Source organism: Rufibacter sp. JT3400010 (assembly GCF_054956755.1).
Window position 1 is genome coordinate 73,446 of record NZ_JBUDXA010000008.1, and the last position, 17,451, is coordinate 90,896.

The 17,451-nt window shown below is 50.6% G+C and carries 14 protein-coding genes and 1 pseudogene; 3 read left to right on the top strand and 12 right to left on the bottom strand.

Features of this window, described 5'->3' with window-relative positions; all coding sequences use genetic code 11:
* The first annotated feature begins 211 nt into the window (after nt 1-211).
* Nucleotides 212-583, top strand: a complete 372-nt coding sequence (locus tag ACY0JR_RS10230; protein WP_462633957.1) for a hypothetical protein — start codon at nt 212-214, stop codon at nt 581-583.
* 212 nt (nt 584-795) lie between these two features.
* Here the strand turns inward: ACY0JR_RS10230 and ACY0JR_RS10235 are convergent, their stop codons facing one another.
* The 7 genes from ACY0JR_RS10235 to cmk form a co-directional block, all read right to left on the bottom strand.
* On the bottom strand, nt 796-3,378 hold the full coding sequence (locus ACY0JR_RS10235) for a family 20 glycosylhydrolase (protein ID WP_462633958.1): 2,583 nt from the start codon (nt 3,376-3,378) through the stop codon (nt 796-798).
* A gap of 606 nt (nt 3,379-3,984) precedes the next feature.
* Nucleotides 3,985-4,530, bottom strand: coding sequence for a hypothetical protein (locus tag ACY0JR_RS10240; protein WP_462633959.1), 546 nt, complete (start codon nt 4,528-4,530; stop codon nt 3,985-3,987).
* A 4-nt stretch (nt 4,531-4,534) separates the two neighbouring features.
* Nucleotides 4,535-6,037, bottom strand: a complete 1,503-nt coding sequence (locus tag ACY0JR_RS10245) for a PQQ-dependent sugar dehydrogenase (RefSeq protein ID WP_462633960.1) — start codon at nt 6,035-6,037, stop codon at nt 4,535-4,537.
* A 10-nt stretch (nt 6,038-6,047) separates the two neighbouring features.
* Complete coding sequence (locus ACY0JR_RS10250) at nt 6,048-6,683, bottom strand: TVP38/TMEM64 family protein (protein ID WP_462633961.1); 636 nt, start codon at nt 6,681-6,683, stop codon at nt 6,048-6,050.
* A gap of 465 nt (nt 6,684-7,148) precedes the next feature.
* Nucleotides 7,149-7,691, bottom strand: coding sequence for a DUF502 domain-containing protein (locus ACY0JR_RS10255; RefSeq protein WP_462633962.1), 543 nt, complete (start codon nt 7,689-7,691; stop codon nt 7,149-7,151).
* A 78-nt stretch (nt 7,692-7,769) separates the two neighbouring features.
* Nucleotides 7,770-8,663, bottom strand: a complete 894-nt coding sequence (locus tag ACY0JR_RS10260; RefSeq protein ID WP_462633963.1) for a 4-hydroxy-3-methylbut-2-enyl diphosphate reductase — start codon at nt 8,661-8,663, stop codon at nt 7,770-7,772.
* A 20-nt stretch (nt 8,664-8,683) separates the two neighbouring features.
* Nucleotides 8,684-9,379, bottom strand: a complete 696-nt coding sequence (gene cmk / locus ACY0JR_RS10265; protein ID WP_462633965.1) for a (d)CMP kinase — start codon at nt 9,377-9,379, stop codon at nt 8,684-8,686.
* Nucleotides 9,380-9,677: 298 nt separating this feature from the next.
* On the opposite strand from cmk, the gene ade reads away from it, so the two are divergent.
* The gene (ade, locus tag ACY0JR_RS10270) at nt 9,678-11,336 is read left to right on the top strand and encodes an adenine deaminase (protein WP_462633967.1); all 1,659 of its coding nucleotides are present in this window, start codon (nt 9,678-9,680) and stop codon (nt 11,334-11,336) included.
* A 111-nt stretch (nt 11,337-11,447) separates the two neighbouring features.
* Nucleotides 11,448-12,308: a sulfite exporter TauE/SafE family protein gene (locus ACY0JR_RS10275; protein ID WP_462633968.1), complete on the top strand. Its 861-nt coding sequence runs from the start codon at nt 11,448-11,450 to the stop codon at nt 12,306-12,308.
* Nucleotides 12,309-12,767: 459 nt separating this feature from the next.
* On the opposite strand, the gene ACY0JR_RS10280 is transcribed toward ACY0JR_RS10275, so the two are convergent.
* From ACY0JR_RS10280 to ACY0JR_RS10300, 5 genes and pseudogenes are all read right to left on the bottom strand, one after another.
* On the bottom strand, nt 12,768-13,199 hold the full coding sequence (locus tag ACY0JR_RS10280) for a response regulator (protein ID WP_462633969.1): 432 nt from the start codon (nt 13,197-13,199) through the stop codon (nt 12,768-12,770).
* Nucleotides 13,196-14,467, bottom strand: a complete 1,272-nt coding sequence (locus tag ACY0JR_RS10285) for a sensor histidine kinase (protein WP_462633970.1) — start codon at nt 14,465-14,467, stop codon at nt 13,196-13,198. Before ACY0JR_RS10285 ends, ACY0JR_RS10280 begins: the two co-directional genes overlap by 4 nt.
* 177 nt (nt 14,468-14,644) lie before the next feature.
* A pseudogene (locus ACY0JR_RS10290) lies at nt 14,645-15,622 on the bottom strand (PLP-dependent cysteine synthase family protein); the annotation flags it as partial.
* Between the two features lie 93 nt (nt 15,623-15,715).
* The gene (locus tag ACY0JR_RS10295) at nt 15,716-16,372 is read right to left on the bottom strand and encodes a carboxypeptidase-like regulatory domain-containing protein (RefSeq protein WP_462633971.1); all 657 of its coding nucleotides are present in this window, start codon (nt 16,370-16,372) and stop codon (nt 15,716-15,718) included.
* 115 nt (nt 16,373-16,487) lie between these two features.
* Nucleotides 16,488-17,297 (bottom strand): hypothetical protein, encoded by an 810-nt coding sequence (locus tag ACY0JR_RS10300; RefSeq protein WP_462633973.1) that lies wholly within the window; start codon nt 17,295-17,297, stop codon nt 16,488-16,490.
* Between the last annotated feature and the right edge of the window lie 154 nt (nt 17,298-17,451).

Here is a 17,451-nt window from a genome sequence, read left to right on the forward strand (position 1 = left end):
CAAGGGTTTTACATAGGAGGAACAAGCTAACAAAGATGTGGCTTTCCGCATAACAGAGAGCCACATCTTTGGAACAAAATATACAGTAAAACAAAGGAGGAATAAAGGTTTGTTTTCTCATCCAATCGCTCTGCATACACTCTTACATAGATAATGCGATTTATATATTACTATATTCAGTTGTTTGGCCGGTTCCTGCGTATATAAACATATGAAAACCAAGACCTTATTATTTACTTTATTAACCGGCGTGATTACTTTTTTCACGACCCAGGCTTTTGCCCAAAGCACTCAAAATGAGCAGGAACAGAAAATGGAGCAAGACTCTGTGAAGGACAAGGCCATGGGAGACAAGAAGCGCCTGAATGACCTGGCTCAGCAAAAGAAATCTGCCCAAGCTGATGCAAAAGTAGCTAAGGCAAATGCCAAAGAAGCCAACAGAATAGAAGATGAAGCTTCAGATGCCGCCAGAGAGGCCAAACAAGCTTCCAGAATGGAGGCAAAAGCCCAGAGAAACAGAGCCAACGCTGATAAACAAGCGAAAAAAGCGGCAAAAGCAGTAGAAAAGTCAGGTAACAATTAACCACTAGCCGTCTACTATACTTTCAAAGCCTCTCCTTTCTGGAGGGGCTTTCTTTGTTTTAGATTAAAGCAGTAGCACTCTCTAAGATGCATAAGCGTTTCTGGGCTTATTTCATTGAATCAGCCCAGAAACGCTTATGTAATTTGGTAGTCCTGAAAAGAAACTACAAACAGGCACCAAACCCTCGCTCGCCTCTGGCGAGCGAGGGAAAATTACTGTAACTGCTTATTCTCCACTCTAGTTACCCTACTAGCTCTACCAGAAGCATCAAAGGCGGCTAATTTAATGGTGCCATTCTCGGCGATAGGTCCGGTGTAGATCTTACTTTGCACGGTGGGCATGGCGCCATTGGTGGTGTACCTGATGGTCATGCCCGGCATTTGCACATTGGCCAGCACTTTGCCATTCTGGATTGTAGCACCCACGGTGGGAATACGGTACTTGAACCCACCCGCATAATAGTTCAGGCGCGGCAGTTCGCGTTTGCCCAGTACATTCACAAATTCAGACCAGGCTTGGGTGTAAGCCACTTTGCTCTGGGCCGATTCTGGATTTGTTGCCCAGGTGGGGTCTGGTGCCCAGGCTCTTTCGGCTAAGCCTAATATTTTAGGCAATAATTTATATTCCAGGAGTTCCGGCGAGGTAATCAATTCACTCCAGAGTGGTGCTTGCAGGCCCACAATGTTGGCGCGGGCGGCCGGTTTCAGTTGTTCTTTACTGGCGAAGGCAGCGGTAGAAGTAAGTGGCTGGTTGTCATCGTTCACCCGTATACTTTTCATGTAGTCATACGGAATAAAGTAGAAAGGCTTGTCTACGTCCACAAACCCTCCCCAATACAGGCCAAACTCATCGTATTCGCGTTGGGCGGCAAGGTCTATGTACAAATGCGACACATTGGTTAACACTACCTTGTAGCCGGCATTGGCCATTCTGTAGGGCAAGTCTATATTAGCTCCCTGGTTATTCCAGACATCCACATGAAAATTCTCTTTCACGAAATCTGGATTGGCGACATACGATAACCGGCCGTTGGTTCGCACTTTGCTCAGGCCAATTTCCTCCCAACCTGAAAGGTACAAACCGCGGGCCTTCACCAGGTCATTCACCTTCCCGAAGAAGTAGTACCACAGGTCATCCACGTTTTTCACGTTGGCATTACCCGCCATCAGGTTCTGCACCACCGGTGATTTTTCCCAAACGCCGCTAGGCACCTCATCGCCCCCGAAGTGGATAGTTTGGATAGGTGCTCCGGCTTCTTTGTACATGGCCAGCAGTTCATCCGTCACTTTCTCCAGGAAATTATAGGCAGATGGTAATGCCACGTTGATTACGTTGTCATTGAAATACTGCACCGACCGGTACACCGATTTGTCATTTACATCACGCAGCATGTATTGCTCGGCCTCTGCTTTCTTGCCTTCTTTCATGAGCCGCTCATACCGGGCATCCATGGACTTAATGGCAGCGCGGGCGTGGCCGGGCGTTTCAATCTCAGGAAGCACCTTAATGTGGCGGGCCTTGGCGTACCGCAGAATCTCCACAAAGTCTGCCTTGGAATAGTAGCCGCTGCCGCTGGATTGATTCACCTCCGGCCCCGACCCTAAAGCAGGTTGCAAAAAGCTCTTTTCGTCTATGGTATGGCCGCGGCGGGCACCCACCTGCGTCAGTTCCGGCAAGCCCGGAATCTCAATGCGCCAACCTTCGTCATCGTTCAGGTGGAAATGGAGCACATTTATCTTGTAGAGCGCCAGCATGTCCAGCACCTTCAGCACCTCTTCCTTCTTCTGGAAGTTACGGGCCACATCCATCATGAACGCCCGGTGACCAAAGCGTGGCGCGTCTTTCACCTGCACACCGGGCACAGCAACAGAAGTTTGTTTTTTGGCTAAAGCCGAAGGCGGAAGCAAGGTTTTTAGAGACTGCGTACCATAGAAAGCACCCGTTGGCGTAGAGGCCGAAACCACAATCTCCTGCGGACTTACCGTTAGTTCATACGCTTCGGCACCCAGCCCTTCCTTTTTCTGCAACCGAATGGCTTTCCCCGTTCCGGTGGTCTTTACTTCTGGCTTCTTCCCGAAAATAGTTCCCAGGTGCGTGGCCAACAATGCCGCCTCGTTCTGAAACGCGTTATCTGCCACCACTGGCACCGCGGCGGTTAAGGTGAAGGCTTGCCCGGTTTCTTTGTACTGCGCTGGAGTGGGGAATACTTTGGTCAGCTTTTCGGCGGGAATATCTTTGATGCTGCTGTTCTGCGCATAGAGGTCTCTAGATTCCAACCAGCCCACCATGTTTTTAGCAGGCTTTATAATTTGAACATTCTCTATGGCGAGGCCTTTGGTTTTGTCCTGGTCATACACCAGGTAGAAGCCCCTGGGCGCTCTGGACTCGTTTATAATCTGTCCGGCGGCTACAAACTCAATACGCTGCGAAGCTCCGGGAGCCAGTTCTTTGAAGCTGGAGGTAGGCACCATTCTGAGGAAATCTCCGTTGATAGACTCCGTTTTCACCGGCGCCTCTGCTTCTCTGGGCTTAAACGATGGAGTGCTATGGAAATATAGGCTCCAGCCAGTGGCAGCCAAAGGGGCAGTACCCGTATTCCTGAGCGTAAGCACCGAAAGTGTTTGGTTCTTACCTTGGTATTTTTCCTCCAAAACTTCCCACGTCAAACTCAAAGGGCTGGTCTGCGTGCGGTTATTGATAGCTTGTCCAGCCCTCGTCTGCGGGTTACCGGACCGGTTCTGTCCCGAAGAGCAGATGGAGAGCAGGCTCATGGAAATAACAAGGAATTGTTTCATCTGGAGGAGCTGTTGGTGTAAGATTCGTGTTCTCAGGCTGGCAGGTTTTTATGCCAGAATCGCGCCAGCCCTACTTCTTTCCGTTAAAGATATCATAACCCAAGTGAATTTCAGTTTTTAGACCACATAATTCTGATTTCAGGCAGAGACTCTTTCCAGATTTGAGAAGATTCATTGAAAGGAAGGCATGTAAAAAGCTGTTTTTAACCTTATTTTGAAGAATCAAGCCTAAAACGGCTTATGCCCACTTGTGCATGTTACCACAGAAGGGATTCTCCCTTAGGTAGACGTACAAAACACAAGATTATCTAAAAGCCCGCTGCTCTAACATGTATGTTAACGGGAGCGCAACCAGCGTTCAGGCGTTGTTGACGCTATTTTTATGAACTTGAACTCGATAGAAGGGAATAGCAAAAAACAAGGCTTTACAAGTAAGAGGAGGTGGAAGCCAACCTCTTACTTGTAAAGCCTTGAAAACCATCAAGCTCTTTTTGACCAGTACACAATTTCTGGAGAGAAAACGTATTGAGGAAATAAATACCTCCTTGGCTAAAGTCGGGGAGAGAATTTGTTTGCGTTGAGTTTGCTCCCTAGGTGTTAGTCAGATTAAAAGCCTTCGTGGTACAGGATGGACTTAGAGCACATTTCCAGCACACATTCCTGTAACAGCAGCTGACTGGTAGACTTCTCTGCAATAACCGGGAATACATGGTCTACAATGGCCGGAACCCCCAATGCCAGACCCAGCTGTTCTGCTACCGCAAAAGCTCCCATGGAGTTGTAATTGGACAGATACACCTGGAGCAAATCCTGCCAGGGGCCTTTGGCGCTGCCCGTTACGGCAATGAAATCGCCCAGAGCCTGGCGGGCTTTCCCGGCTACCTGACCCAACAGCTGGCGTATGTCTGACGGCTCCCGCCCGATGATGGCAAACAGCTCCCGCGCCTTTTCTTCATGTTCCCGTTCCTGCAGGGCCATCTCTGCCAAATATTGCTTCATGTGCGGTTCCTCTATCTTCTCTACGGTGTCTTCCACCAACTGGCGGCAAGAGGATTGGGTCAGGAGTACATTGTCAAACCAGCGTTTGGCACGGTCAAACTGTTGTTCTCTGGTTTCCTGGTCCAGTTCAATTAAGGTAATTTGGGTTTGCATTGCATTAGCCATTTTGAGCCTCCTTTCTGGAAATCTTCCATAAAACACCGGTGTGGGCAAAGGCTAGCATGTTGCCCGGCGTGATGTTAGTAACACCAAAATCCAGTACGTACAGACTTTCCCCGTCTTTACTGAACTTGCAGGAAACCGGACGTTCAATACCACCTGTACCAGACGCAGAGGCAGGCCCCATCTTTTTATTGTGCATAAACAACTCAGCGGTACCTTTCTCCACATCTACCCGAATAACCCGGAAGCCGTGGTCTATATCTTCCGGGCGGGGTGAGTTGAGCGGGGCAATGGATCCCCACTCTGCCACAAACAATTCACCTTTATAGCCAAAGGCCTCTGACCGGGAGAAATCCATCTTGCACATACAGGAGTGCGGTTGTTCCAGAAAAGCGGCAGGCCCGGCCCATTCAGGCGGGTTTTCTATGAATAGCTCAGCGGGGGTTCCACGGCTGGGCAAATGCGATTCGTGGTTCACGGGCAGGCCGTCTCCGCAGATATCGGGGAAGCCGTACCAGTCCGGGGTTTTCACTGATCCGAAGGGTTCCCGGGCTTTTTTGATGTGCCAGATGCGGTCGGGGTCGTTGGAAATGGCCCGCTCGCCTTTCTCCTCAAAATCATTATCGCTGACGTACAGTTCGCCTGCCTCGTTCATGGCCATCCCGAAGGGGTTGCGGATGCCCCAGGCCAGCAGTTCTATGTCGGTGCCATCGGGGCGAGAGCGCCACACCGCTGAGTTGCAGAACAACTCGCCTTTGATTACCTCGCCTTTTTTGGAAGGAGTGGCGAAAGGCTTGAACGCCCCGGTCTCTACCAGGTAAGGGTACGGCATTCTGGGATCTCTGCTCCTGACGTTGTTGCCCGTGAGCGTGACGTCCTGCCCCGGCACATCATGGGCGTTAGGGTGTTTGGCCAAGTCTACCGTGAAACCGGCTGGCAAGCACACCCCCTGCTGCGAGACAGACCCGTTTCCAAAGTACATGAGTCCGTCTGGCCCAAAGATGGGGCCACCCGGCTCATGCCAGCCCCCGCTCGGGAGCTGGTCTATCAAGATCTTCAGTTCGCCAGTTTCCAGGTTGTACGTCACAATCTGCATGTGGTACCCACCCTTGAGCGCTAGGTACAGTTCCCCATCCCGGTAGGTAACGCTTCTGGGGCCTGCCTGCACGTTCATGGTGATCGCCTCGGTCTCGCCAGAGGGCTTCTTCACAATGACCCGGGCGGGCATGTACGGGCGGGTGGGCCAGGAACTGCCGCCCTCGCTCACATAGATGGTACCATCCTCGGCAATGTCTACATCTGTGGGGAAAGAGAGACCCATGAGTATGGGTTCCACCACATACCCCTCAGGCACCACCACGTCTGCGGGGTCTATCAAGGGCCGGGCGGGCGGTAAAAAGTTTTCCAATTCCTGCCCAGAGACAGTGCTGGTTTTCAACCCCGTTTTGGAGATGGAGAACCCGGTGTTCTTGCGTAATTCAGCGTAATCTGTTGCCATATCAAACGGTTTAGGTATTGAGGAGCTTTGTTTTCCGCTTTAAGATTGCCTGAGCAGTCCAGCTCACCAGAAAAGCCAGTAGCATAATGGTAACGGCCACTACAGATGGGCTGAAATCATGTAACTGGCTGCCCGCATAGGCATATACCAGTGACACAAGTAAGTGACCGGCAAAAGAGTACAGCAGAAAATCCTTGAAAGAGGTGGCGGTGGTGCCTGCTACAAAAGAAACCGCCTCTGAAACGACGGGCAGGGCTTTGGAAAGGGCAATGGCCCAATTCCCGAACTTAAGAAAGAGCGCATTGCTGGTTTCCTGTTCCTTGCGGGAAAAGAACTTGCCCAGGTAAGAATTGGCGCTTCGGCCTATGTAAAAGCCCAGCACAGAAGACAAAAGCCCTGACGTTAAGGAGAGCGCTGTGCCATAGAAAAGGCCCAGCATTTTTCCGTTCAAGATCATGACCAAGCTGTTGGGAACCGGCAGGATCACATCAGAAGCCAGAAAGAAGAAGCTTAAAACAGCATAGGTTTGGAGCGATTTCTCTGTACCTAAGGAAACTTCCATCCATCTTTCCAGATCGCCAAGCAGCAGAAATGCCGTAATTACGACCAAACAGCAAAAAAGGAAAACGGAGAGGAGCTTTTTCATGCTTTTTCAATTTGCATTGGCTTTTCCCGGTTCTCCTATCACTTCGCCTTTTTACTTTTCTCCAGGAATTGTACAGATGTATCTAGGTATACTCATTTAGAAAAGAAGAGTTAACGGAAAAATGGAAGAATGGAGTTGTTTTAGCTAAAGACGTGGCTTGGAGACATAGCAATGCAATACGGTGTATGTCATTGTATGTCAAAGGCGAATTAACATGACCTCGGGAATTCCCACGAATTCAGTTCCCTTTAAGGCTATAAGCTTGTAGGGAAAAAATTAACAAGCCTCTTCTAAGGCGCGGATTTACTTCCGCGCCTTAGAAGAGGCTTTCATGAGGCTGCCGCCTCACTGAAGTTGAGAACTTCAGCCCATAGTAGGTCCAAGTTGTAAATTTGAACCATTTTAACTTACAGATAGAGTCATTAAGAGCTAATACACCCCCCACTAGAAGCCTAAATATGGCACTTACAGTTTAGAAACGCCGCCAGACACCACAAACTTCATCACCTCGCTGCTCGGGATTTCCAGATAAGTCACATTCTCACGTGCTATCAGAAACAACTCTCCGGAGAAGTTGTAGGAATGCGGAAAATAGACGGCCACTTTATCTGGCAAATGAACGGCATCCATGGAAAGCTGCGTCACGAAGCCCAGTTTATAGGTATCATTATACTGGGTCATTTTCACCAGCACTGGTTGGTTGAATTTCTGGTTTTCGCCTACAAAGGCATCAAAAAGATCTTTGAGCGAAGAGTAAATCATGTTCACCAGCGGCAGGCGGCTCATGATACGCTCCGTGAGGACAAAGAAAGGCTTTACCAGGAAATGGGAACCTATAAACCCTACTACGGTCACCAAAATGATGATGAGCGTCAGGCCCACGCCTGGGTATTTCATGTAAAAGAGATTATCCAGCCAGTTGATGATGGCTACAATGATGTAGACCGTCAGGGAGATAGGCGCAACAATAAGAAAGCCATTCAGAAAATAGCGTAAGATCTTTTTCATACACAGAAAGATAGTAAAAAAGCCCCGTCTCCGAGGCTTTCAAATATACTGTGTATCTAATATTTTGTTTTAAAAGAATTATGCAATTACCGGGTGCTGGGCCTGAATGGCATCTGCCACCTGTTGCATGAGCCACATAGGCGTGGAAGTGGCGCCACAGATTCCTACTGAGTTTGCGTCTTTAAACCAGTCCATATCAAGTTCGTCGGCGCTTTCTACAAAGTAGCTTCTGGGGTTTACCCGTTGGCACACGGCGTAGAGGGCTTTCCCGTTGGAGCTTTTCTTGCCGCTCACAAAAACGACCACGTCATGGTGCTGCGCGAATTTGTCCAGTTGCGGCTCCCGGTTAGAAACCTGGCGGCAGATGCTGTCATTGGCATCCAAGTCAAATACTTTTATGCCGTTGGCCCGCACCGCTGCTACGCGCTCTTCAATGAGCTCTTTCATGCGGTAAAAGCCTTTGGTGCTTTTAGTGGTCTGGCTGAAAAGGGTGATAGGCCGGGTATAATCCAACTGATCCAGGTCTTCCTCGGTGGTGATGACAATGGCTTCGTTGCCGGTCTGGCCTGCCAAACCAATTACCTCAGCGTGGCCTTGCTGCCCGTACAACACAATCTGGCCGTTGTGGGCTTTGACGGAGTCATAGGCGTGTTTTACGCGGTTCTGTAGTTTGAGTACCACCGGGCAAGAGGCGTCAATCAGTTCCAGGTTGTTGCGCAGGGCCGTCTGGTAGGTTTCCGGCGGTTCGCCGTGCGCTCTGATTAAGACTTTGCAGTCGTGCAACTGCTCCAGTTGCTCGCGGTCAATGATGCGTAAGCCTTTGTTATACAAACGCTGTACTTCCATGCTGTTGTGCACAATGTCACCCAGGCAGTACAACTCAGACACTTCCTCCAATTCATCTTCCGCCATCTGAATAGCGAATTCTACTCCAAAACAGTAGCCCGAATTTTTATCTATGGTTACGTTCATATACTTAGCTAACAACCGGTTTACTGAGCAAGTTCTTTTTGCAGCAGCGCCGAGGCCACTAAATCCAACACGAAGTCTACCTGCTCATCAATGGTGATGTGCGAGGTATCCAGCACATGGGCATCATCGGCCTTTTTAAGGGGGCTTTCGGCGCGGGTAGAGTCAATGAAGTCCCTTTTCTTCAGGTTCTCCACAATCTCATCATACGGCACCAACTGCTTTTTCTCGAACAATTCCTGCTGGCGGCGTTTGGCCCGTATCTCCACATCGGCGGTCATGAAGACTTTCACCTCGGCATCTGGGAAAACGGCGGTTCCTATGTCACGGCCGTCCATCACCACACCGCGGCGTTTGCCCATTTTTTTCTGCTCAGAAACCATAGCGTGGCGCACGGGAGCCAGTACGCTCACTTCGCTCACCTTGTCTGAAATGTACATTTTCCTGATTTCGTCCTCTACGTTCAGCCCGTTCAGGAAAACCTCATTCCGACCCGTTTTGGCGTTCCGGTGGAACGTGACTTCAATATTATCCAAGGCCTCCTGCACCTTTTTGGGGTTGGTGAGGTCTATATAATGCTCCAGAAAATAAAGCGTAACGGCCCGGTACATGGCACCAGTGTCTATGTACGCGTAGCCTAGTTCTTGTGCCACTTGCTTGGCGGTGGTGCTCTTACCGCACGAAGAGTGCCCGTCTAGGGCTACAACAATCTTCTTCATACCAGTGCCTTAGGGTAAATAGTAATTAGCAATCTTTGGTGGGGCAGGGAATTCCCTTGCCCGAGCGTTGATGACGCTGAAAACTCTTGGTTTTCTTACTCAATAAGGTGTTTTTGCGCGTACAGGCCGGACTAACGGCCCCTAGCATCAGGCACCACAGCAACCCCAGGGAAAAAATCTTTCTCAAATCCATTAACTTTGACTGCAAAGATATACGTAATCTGCCGGAACCGCTACGGGTTTTTACGCACCCGCCCGTTTCCGGATTACTTTTCTGAAAACTCCTTAAAAACATACCATGGCTTCATCCAGATTCTACAAATTGAGCGGTAACATCATAGACGTCCTGCACCAGGAAATCTACCAAGGCACCCTGGAGATCATGGATGGCCAGATTGCCCGCATCGTGCGCGAGCCTGTGACCGAAACACACTATATTTTGCCGGGGTTCATTGACGCACACGTGCACGTGGAGAGTTCTATGCTGGTGCCGTCTGAGTTCGCGCGGCTGGCCGTTCCGCACGGCACGGTGGCTACCGTGAGTGATCCGCACGAAATTGGCAACGTGCTTGGGCTGCAAGGCGTGGAGTACATGCTGGAGAACGGCAAGAAAGTGCCGTTTAAATTCTTCTTCGGGGCACCCTCTTGCGTACCCGCCACGCCTTTTGAAACGGCCGGGGCCGAAATTACCCCTGAAGACATTGAGGAACTGTTCCTAAGACCTGAAGTGAAATACCTTGCCGAGATGATGAACTGGCCCGGCGTCCTGAACCAAGATGACCTGGTGATGCAGAAAATCACGCTGGCCCAGAAGTTTGACAAGCAGGTAGACGGCCACGCGCCCGGTCTGCGGGGCGAAGAAGCGAAAGCCTACGCCGCCGCCGGCATGACCACCGACCACGAGTGCTTTACCGCCGAGGAAGCTCTGGATAAGTTGACCGCCGGCATGAAGATTCTCATCCGGGAAGGCAGTGCCGCCAAAAACTTCGAGGCCCTCATTGAACTGCTGGCGGAGCATCCCGACAAAATCATGTTCTGCTCCGATGACAAGCACCCCGACAACCTGGTGGAAAGCCACATCAATGAACTGGTAAAACGCGCTTTAGCCAAAGGCCATGATTTGTTCCACGTGCTACAAGCCGCCTGCGTGAACCCGGTACAACACTACAAACTGGAAGTGGGCCTGCTCCAGGAAAAAGATCCCGCTGATTTTATTGTCATTGACAACCTGGAAGACTTCACTGTACTCAGGACCTATATAGACGGGAAACTGGTCGCCGAGAACGGGAAGAGCAAGATTGAATTCACGCCCAGCGAAATCATCAACAACTTCCACGCCCAGCCGAAGACCGTAGAGCAATTCCTGTTTCCTGCTAAGGATGCGGTGAAGATACGCGTGATAGAGCCGTACAACGGGCAACTGGTAACCGGCATGCTGCTGCTGGACCCTAAAATAGAGAACGGCAACATTGTGAGTGACCTGGCGCAGGATGTCTTGAAGATGACCGTGGTGAACCGCTACCAAAACACCGAACCTGCCATAGCCTTCATCAAGAACTTCGGGTTGAAGAGCGGGGCCATTGCCTCCAGCGTAGGTCATGACTCCCACAACATCATCGCCGTAGGCTGCGACGATGAAAGCCTGTGCCGCGCGGTCAATCTCCTGATTGAAGCCAAAGGCGGTATTTCGGCGGTAGCCGAAGGAAGGGAAGAAATCCTGCCTTTACCGGTGGCGGGCATCATGTCTGCTGAGGACGGCTATTGGGTGGCCGAACAGTACGCGAAACTGGACCGTACCGCCAAAGAACTGGGCAGCACCCTCACCTCGCCGTTTATGACCTTGTCGTTTATGGCTCTTTTGGTAATTCCAGCCCTGAAACTGAGCGACAAGGGTTTGTTTGACGGTCAGCACTTTACGTTTGTAGACGTTACTACCACTAGCCTGGATGAGAAATAACGTTCCTGGCTGTAGGACGGTAAGCCAGATGTTGGTTTCTTTGATTTTCAGCTTTCTACACTCACTCATGGAAAAGAGTACCGTCTGTTTCAGAAGCTCTTTTGCTGGTAATTGCCATTTAGAACACTACCCGGTTTGTTAACAGATGTACTCCTCTTCTTGGTTGGAATTGTGGTCAGCGCCTTCGGGACGATGGTGGGCTTTGGGGGAGGAGTTTTCATGGTGCCTATTCTCATCATCTTTTTTCAGTTCCCTATTGAGTTGGCCATCGGGACGGCCATGACGGCCTTGCTCCCCGCCGCTTTAGTGTCTTCCATTTTCAATTTCCGGGAGAAAAGCATTGATTACGTGGTGGCGTCTTTGCTGCAGTTCCCCGCCATGGTTGGCACCGTGATTGGGGCTTTTCTGGTGGCGTACATGCCGGTGCTCCAGATGCAGGTGCTGTTCTCGCTGTTTGTGCTGCTGGTGGGCGTTTACATGCTGGCCACGTACAAACAGAAGAAAAAGCGCGAGCGCGGCATGATGTACCGCCTCAACCGGATGCCTACGTCTTTTATCCGGAAGAATCATCCCAAGCACATGGCTTACAGGTTGAATGGGGGCCTCATGGCGTTTTTTGGGTTGTGTACGGGCACCATTGCGGGCCTTTTCGGGATTGGCGGGGGCTTCTTGCAGACGCCTATCATGATCAGGGCATTTAAAATTCCGTCTCAGATTGCTATTTCTACTTCCTTGTTTATTCTGGTGATTACCAGCCTTTCGGGCATTTCATCGCATTATTGGCTAGGACATATTGACTGGAGTAGGAGCCTACCTTTGATGCTGGCTTTTGCGCTGGGGGCTTTGCTGGGGAAAACCATGAAAGGCACCAGTTCTCCCACGCAGCAATCTTCTGAGAAGCTGATTGGCATTGGTTTGATGTTGGCGGGGATGAGTGTGATGGTGCATATCTTTTTGAAATACGATTTTTGATAGGTTATTAGTGCATGCCTTACGCTTTTCCCTTAGATTCTCTGTTGTTTTCGTGGGTGCAGGTACTTTATTGTTTCATCTTTTGCGGTAAGCGCTCACGGCCGCGAGGCCCCGCCTTCCGCCCTCGCGCTGTGATTTCTCCTCACCTGCTTCGCTAGCGCTCAGAGGTGGTCGAACTCTAGGCGCTCAGCCGAAAGGCTGGAAAAAGATATGCGTGGTTTCTTTCCCGCTGGCGCGAGTCTCTGACTCGCGCCTACTGATGACGGGTAGTCTCCAGACTACCCTCCCTGCACCGCAGCGAAACCTCGCATTGTAGGTTCTTCTATGGAGCGGATTTACTTCCGTGCTTAACTAAATCCACAAAAAAGCCGATGGTTTAGGCGCTGTTTTCTAAAAACGGCACCTAAACCATCGGCTTTTTATATAGAAGTTCTGTTTCTGGACTTCTTTTCCTTGGGCCTACTCTTCTTCGCTCTGGAAATAGGCGTCTAGTAGGTCTTGCATTTTTTGGGTGGTGAGGGGCTTGGTCAGGTAGGCGATGTTACTGGCGGCGGCGCGCTCGGTGTCTTGGTTATGTTCTGAGGTAGAGAGCAGGGCCAGCACAATGTCCTGCCGGAAAGTGGCGTCCAATTTTTCAAATAGGGACAGAAACTCGAAGCCGTTCATGACGGGCATGTTGATGTCCAGCAGAATAAGCGATGGTTTAAAGTAATCAGGCGAAGCTGCGTCATAATGCTCCGCACTTATGTTGTAAAGATAATCAAAGGCTTGTTTTCCGTTCCGGAACTCCCTTATTTTATCAGTGATTTCCATTCTTTTCAGCAAACGCTGGTTCAGGAAATTATTGGTGTCATCGTCGTCAATGAGCATGATGCCCTTCAATTTTTTCATATCCGTGTTCCGGTCTGTTGATCATGGCGTACAAAATACAGCAGAAAGGTGGTTCCTTCTCCCAGAACGCTTTCTACCTCCACTTTTCCGCGGCTGTTGTCCATGATGCGTTTAATAATATAAAGTCCTACACCGCTACCCTCCACGTGGTCATGAAACCGGCGAAACATAGAAAACAAGTGCTGTCCGTATTGGTTTAAATCTATCCCTATGCCGTTGTCCTGCACCTTTAAGACCAAGTAATGTTCCTGCAGGCTGGTGGTAAGCGAAATGTGCAGCGGCCGTTCCGAATCTCGGTATTTGATGGAATTGGAGAGCAAGTTCACCAGCAGGCTGTACAGGTTGTCTCTGGAGAAGAAAACCTCTGGCGCGGCCGAGAAATCGGTCTGTAGGAGGGCCTCTGAGATGCGCAAAGGCTCCGCAATCCTTTCTTTTACCTGCTCCAGCACACGGGCAAACGAAACCATCTGCAAATGCTCTTCGGCTACTGGCCGCTGGATACGGCTTACCTCCGCCAGGTTATTCAGTTTGCGGTGAATGCTGGAAACGGAATCATCTAACCGGGCGAAGAGGTGGTTCAGTTCCTGGTTATCGGGCGGCAACTCTTCCCTTACGGCTTCTACCAGACCAGTTACGTTGAGCACCGGCCCTTTCAGGTCACGGGAAGCGTAGTAGACAAAGTCGTCCAGATCGGCGTTCTTCTTGACCAGTTCGTAGTTTTTAGAGATGAGCTGCTTTTCGGCACGTTTGCGGTTTTCCACTTCGCGTTCCAGTTCCCGGGTGGCGGTAATAGCCTGCGCACTGCGTTTGAGTACCCGGTCTTCCAGTTCCTGCTGGGCCTCGTGCAAGGCAATCTGAGCTCTTTCCTTCTCCTCTACCTGCGCCCGTAAATCTTCATTGGTTTTCTTTAGCTGCCACTGGCTGGGAATGGCAATCATGCCCGGTATGGCCTTGAACAGCAGAAAAGCGCCTATCATGGCTATGGCCCCAAACACCAACCGGAGCGTGAGCAGTACCTCACTGTGGGCCGAACCCCAGAAATTGAGCGCGTGCACAGAACCGCCCATGAGGGCAATGACCCCAAACAACGCCAGCACCACTTTCCGCTCCCGGTCATCGCGCCGAAGCGCCAGGTAAAACAGTATGGCTGCTACCAGAAAATAAGCGATGACGACCAGAATCTCTCCTACCAGCACCAACCCATTGGGGTCAGAAACCTCAGACGGCGTAGTAACGATGGAAGGTGAAGAAGTTTGAAAAAGAAGCACTGTCTAGAGTTGGGATGGATGACTTGCTTAAAACGGTAACTCGCGCCACAAAGTTACTGCCTTTAAAGGTACTATAGAACCGCTCTCTTTGATAATTGGAACGGCTGCCTGTGAGATTAGTACAGGCAGCCGTTTCAGATACTTTTTAGAGAAAACAGCCTCAAAATGAAAGGATTAGTCAAGATACCCTTGGGCCCGCATCCAGTCATCGTTGTAGATTTTGGCCAGGTAACGGGTGCCGTGGTCAGGTAAAACCACTACCAGGGTGTCGTTTTCGGTGAGGTGCTCTCGGGCGTATTCCAGGGCACCGTGTACCGCAGAACCGCAGGACCAACCCACAAAGAGGCCTTCTTCCTTAGCCAGACGGCGGGTCATGAGGGCTCCGTCTTTATCAGTTACTTTGATGAAAGTATCAATTAAATCAAAGTTCACGTTTTTGGGCAAGATGTCTTCGCCAATCCCTTCAGTGGCGTACGGGTAGATTTCCTCTTCGTCAAAAATGCCGGTCTCTTTGTATTTCTTGAACACAGAGCCATAGGTGTCTATGCCTACCACTTTAATGTCTGGGTTCTGCTCTTTGAGGTATTTGGAGATGCCGCAGATAGTACCACCGGTGCCCACGCCGCACGCAAACATTGTGATCTTCCCGTCGGTCTGCTTCCAGATCTCGGGGCCGCTGGTGTCATAGTGGGCGGCGGTGTTGGAGAGGTTGTCGTACTGGTTGGGGTAAAACGAGTTGGGAATCTCCTGGTTCAGACGCTTGGCTACGGAGTAGTAGGAGTCCGGGTGCTCAGGGGCCACATTGGTAGGACACACCCGAACCTCGGCACCCACGGCCTTCAGAATATCAATCTTCTCCTGGCTCTGTTTGTCAGACATGGTGAAGATGCATTTGTAGCCTTTGGCGATAGCGGCCAAAGCCAGACCCATGCCGGTATTCCCCGAGGTGCCTTCAATGATGGTTCCGCCCGGTTTCAGGATACCCGCTTTCTCAGCGTCTTCCACCATGCGCAGGGCCATACGGTCTTTCACTGAGTTGCCTGGGTTGAAATACTCTACTTTCGCTAACACAGTGGCTTTGACACCGTCTGTGACGCTGTTCAGCTTCACCAGTGGCGTGTTACCAATGGCTTCTATAACATTGTTGAAATACATACTTTCTTTATGTCTTGCGTGATGGACTCCTGAAACCAGGCACAAAGGTAAGCAAATAATTAAGACCTGCCGGACCAGGCCGTTGATAACCGGTTACCAGCGTGGGTCATAGAAACTGGTGGTGTCTCTGAAAAAGCGGTTGTAGCGCAGGCGCGCCTGCCTGATGGAATCCTGCCGTATCATGATGCGTTCCAGTTCTTTCTGGCGCTCGCGCTCCTCCATAAGTTTGGCTACGCGGGTACGCTGCCTGCCTTCTTTGGAAAACTGCTCATACAGGAAACTCAAAGGGCTGGTGATTAAATCTGGCGGCGCGGGCGGTCCCGGCGGAATAATGATGCGGGGCACGGTCACGTTCATTCTGGGCTTGGGCGGCGCAGGCCGAGGCTTCATGTTCCGGAGCACCCGGTCTACCTTCTCCGGCGACAAAGGCGATATTTTCACTTCGCGCAGTTGCACGCTTTCCTGTTGCAGCAAGATATTCACCCGCAGTTCGGTGACGCTGCGCAGCGAGGGTACGTAGATTTTCTGGGCAAACCCCAGGGCTCTGAACACCAAGGTATCTGCGGCCGAAATCTTGATTCTAAAGGCTCCTTTTTCATCTGTGGCCTGACCTTCGCCGGTGCTTTTGAGGTACACAGACGCACCCGCAATGGGAGCTTTGGTATCTTCCCGCAACACTTGTCCGCTTACCCAGATGGTATGCCCCGTGGTCTGGGCAATGACTTCTTGCAGCCCAAGCAGGCTAAGCACTAAAAAGAATATACAGCAGAAACGCTTACGCATAGAACACAGAAGGGCAGAAACAGCCATGAAAAAAGGCTTGCCTTTCTTACGGGCAAGCCTTTCAAAGATACTGAGAGAACGATTAGTTCTCCAGTTTTATTTTAGTATCGCCGGACTTGTATTTCACCTCGTCCTTTTCGCGCTTCAGTTTGGCGTCATCGGTTTTTACTTTAGACTCACCGGGCTCTTTTTTCACTTTGACGTTATCGGTTTTGAGTTTAGACTCGTCACCATCTCTTTTCACTTTGGTGTCACCGGCTTTCAGTTTGGCTTCATCGCCGTCGTATTTCAGTTTGGAACCGTCCTGGGCTTTGTATTTGGCCTCGCCACTGTAGTATTTCTGACGGTTGGCTTCGTACATCTTGAATTGTGCCGGTGTCAGGAAGCCTTTCACTTCCATGTCTACGTTGGAGTTGATGGATTCTATCTCACTGTAATATTGCGTGGGATAATCATCGGGGTAACCAGTTACAGTCACAGAACTCTGGACGGCCATGCCGCTGTCTGCCATGCTCTCATCTTCCACCAGCATGTCATCACTCATGGTGCTTTGGCTGTCTGCGGCCAGACCGGCACTCTGGTTAGTGCTGCTGAAACGGGTTTCCAGTTCGTCCATCATGCGGGCGCGGTTGTACATCACGGTACGGATGCGGGCCTGGGTAGCCTCGTCTAAGCTCAGGTCCTGCGAGATCTGGGAAGACATGCGGTTAGCTCTGTCCCGAGACTCTTGCTCATAGTTGTAAACGGTAGAGCTGTCGTTTGTTTCACCAGAGGCATTGTCTGGCGTGCTGCTGTCATTTTCCTGCGATTCACTTGAGGTGCCGGCATCTTCACGACAAGCGGAGAAGGTAAGGGCTCCGGCCGCTAGCATCATTAACATGTACTTTTTCATAGTCTTATTTTTTGTTGAAACAAAACCGCCCCGTTTCTTAGGCTTGTTCCAGCAGTTTTACGGCGCCTTTTATGGCAGGTTTTCTGGAAATTGCACTTAAACCACACCACTTTCCTCACCAGAACCTTCTTCCTCGGCTTCCTGAAATAAAAAA

What these genes read in the sequence shown, in the direction of transcription:
- ACY0JR_RS10240 (WP_462633959.1), bottom strand. Translation starts at nt 4,530, where the DNA reads ATGCAAACCCAAATTACCTTAATTGAACTGGACCAGGAAACCAGAGAA.
- ade (WP_462633967.1), top strand. Translation starts at nt 9,678, where the DNA reads ATGGCTTCATCCAGATTCTACAAATTGAGCGGTAACATCATAGACGTC.
- ACY0JR_RS10235 (WP_462633958.1), bottom strand. Translation starts at nt 3,378, where the DNA reads ATGAAACAATTCCTTGTTATTTCCATGAGCCTGCTCTCCATCTGCTCT.
- cmk (WP_462633965.1), bottom strand. Translation starts at nt 9,379, where the DNA reads ATGAAGAAGATTGTTGTAGCCCTAGACGGGCACTCTTCGTGCGGTAAG.
- ACY0JR_RS10255 (WP_462633962.1), bottom strand. Translation starts at nt 7,691, where the DNA reads ATGAAAAAGATCTTACGCTATTTTCTGAATGGCTTTCTTATTGTTGCG.
- ACY0JR_RS10230 (WP_462633957.1), top strand. Translation starts at nt 212, where the DNA reads ATGAAAACCAAGACCTTATTATTTACTTTATTAACCGGCGTGATTACT.
- ACY0JR_RS10300 (WP_462633973.1), bottom strand. Translation starts at nt 17,297, where the DNA reads ATGAAAAAGTACATGTTAATGATGCTAGCGGCCGGAGCCCTTACCTTC.
- ACY0JR_RS10260 (WP_462633963.1), bottom strand. Translation starts at nt 8,663, where the DNA reads ATGAACGTAACCATAGATAAAAATTCGGGCTACTGTTTTGGAGTAGAA.
- ACY0JR_RS10280 (WP_462633969.1), bottom strand. Translation starts at nt 13,199, where the DNA reads ATGAAAAAATTGAAGGGCATCATGCTCATTGACGACGATGACACCAAT.
- ACY0JR_RS10245 (WP_462633960.1), bottom strand. Translation starts at nt 6,037, where the DNA reads ATGGCAACAGATTACGCTGAATTACGCAAGAACACCGGGTTCTCCATC.
- ACY0JR_RS10250 (WP_462633961.1), bottom strand. Translation starts at nt 6,683, where the DNA reads ATGAAAAAGCTCCTCTCCGTTTTCCTTTTTTGCTGTTTGGTCGTAATT.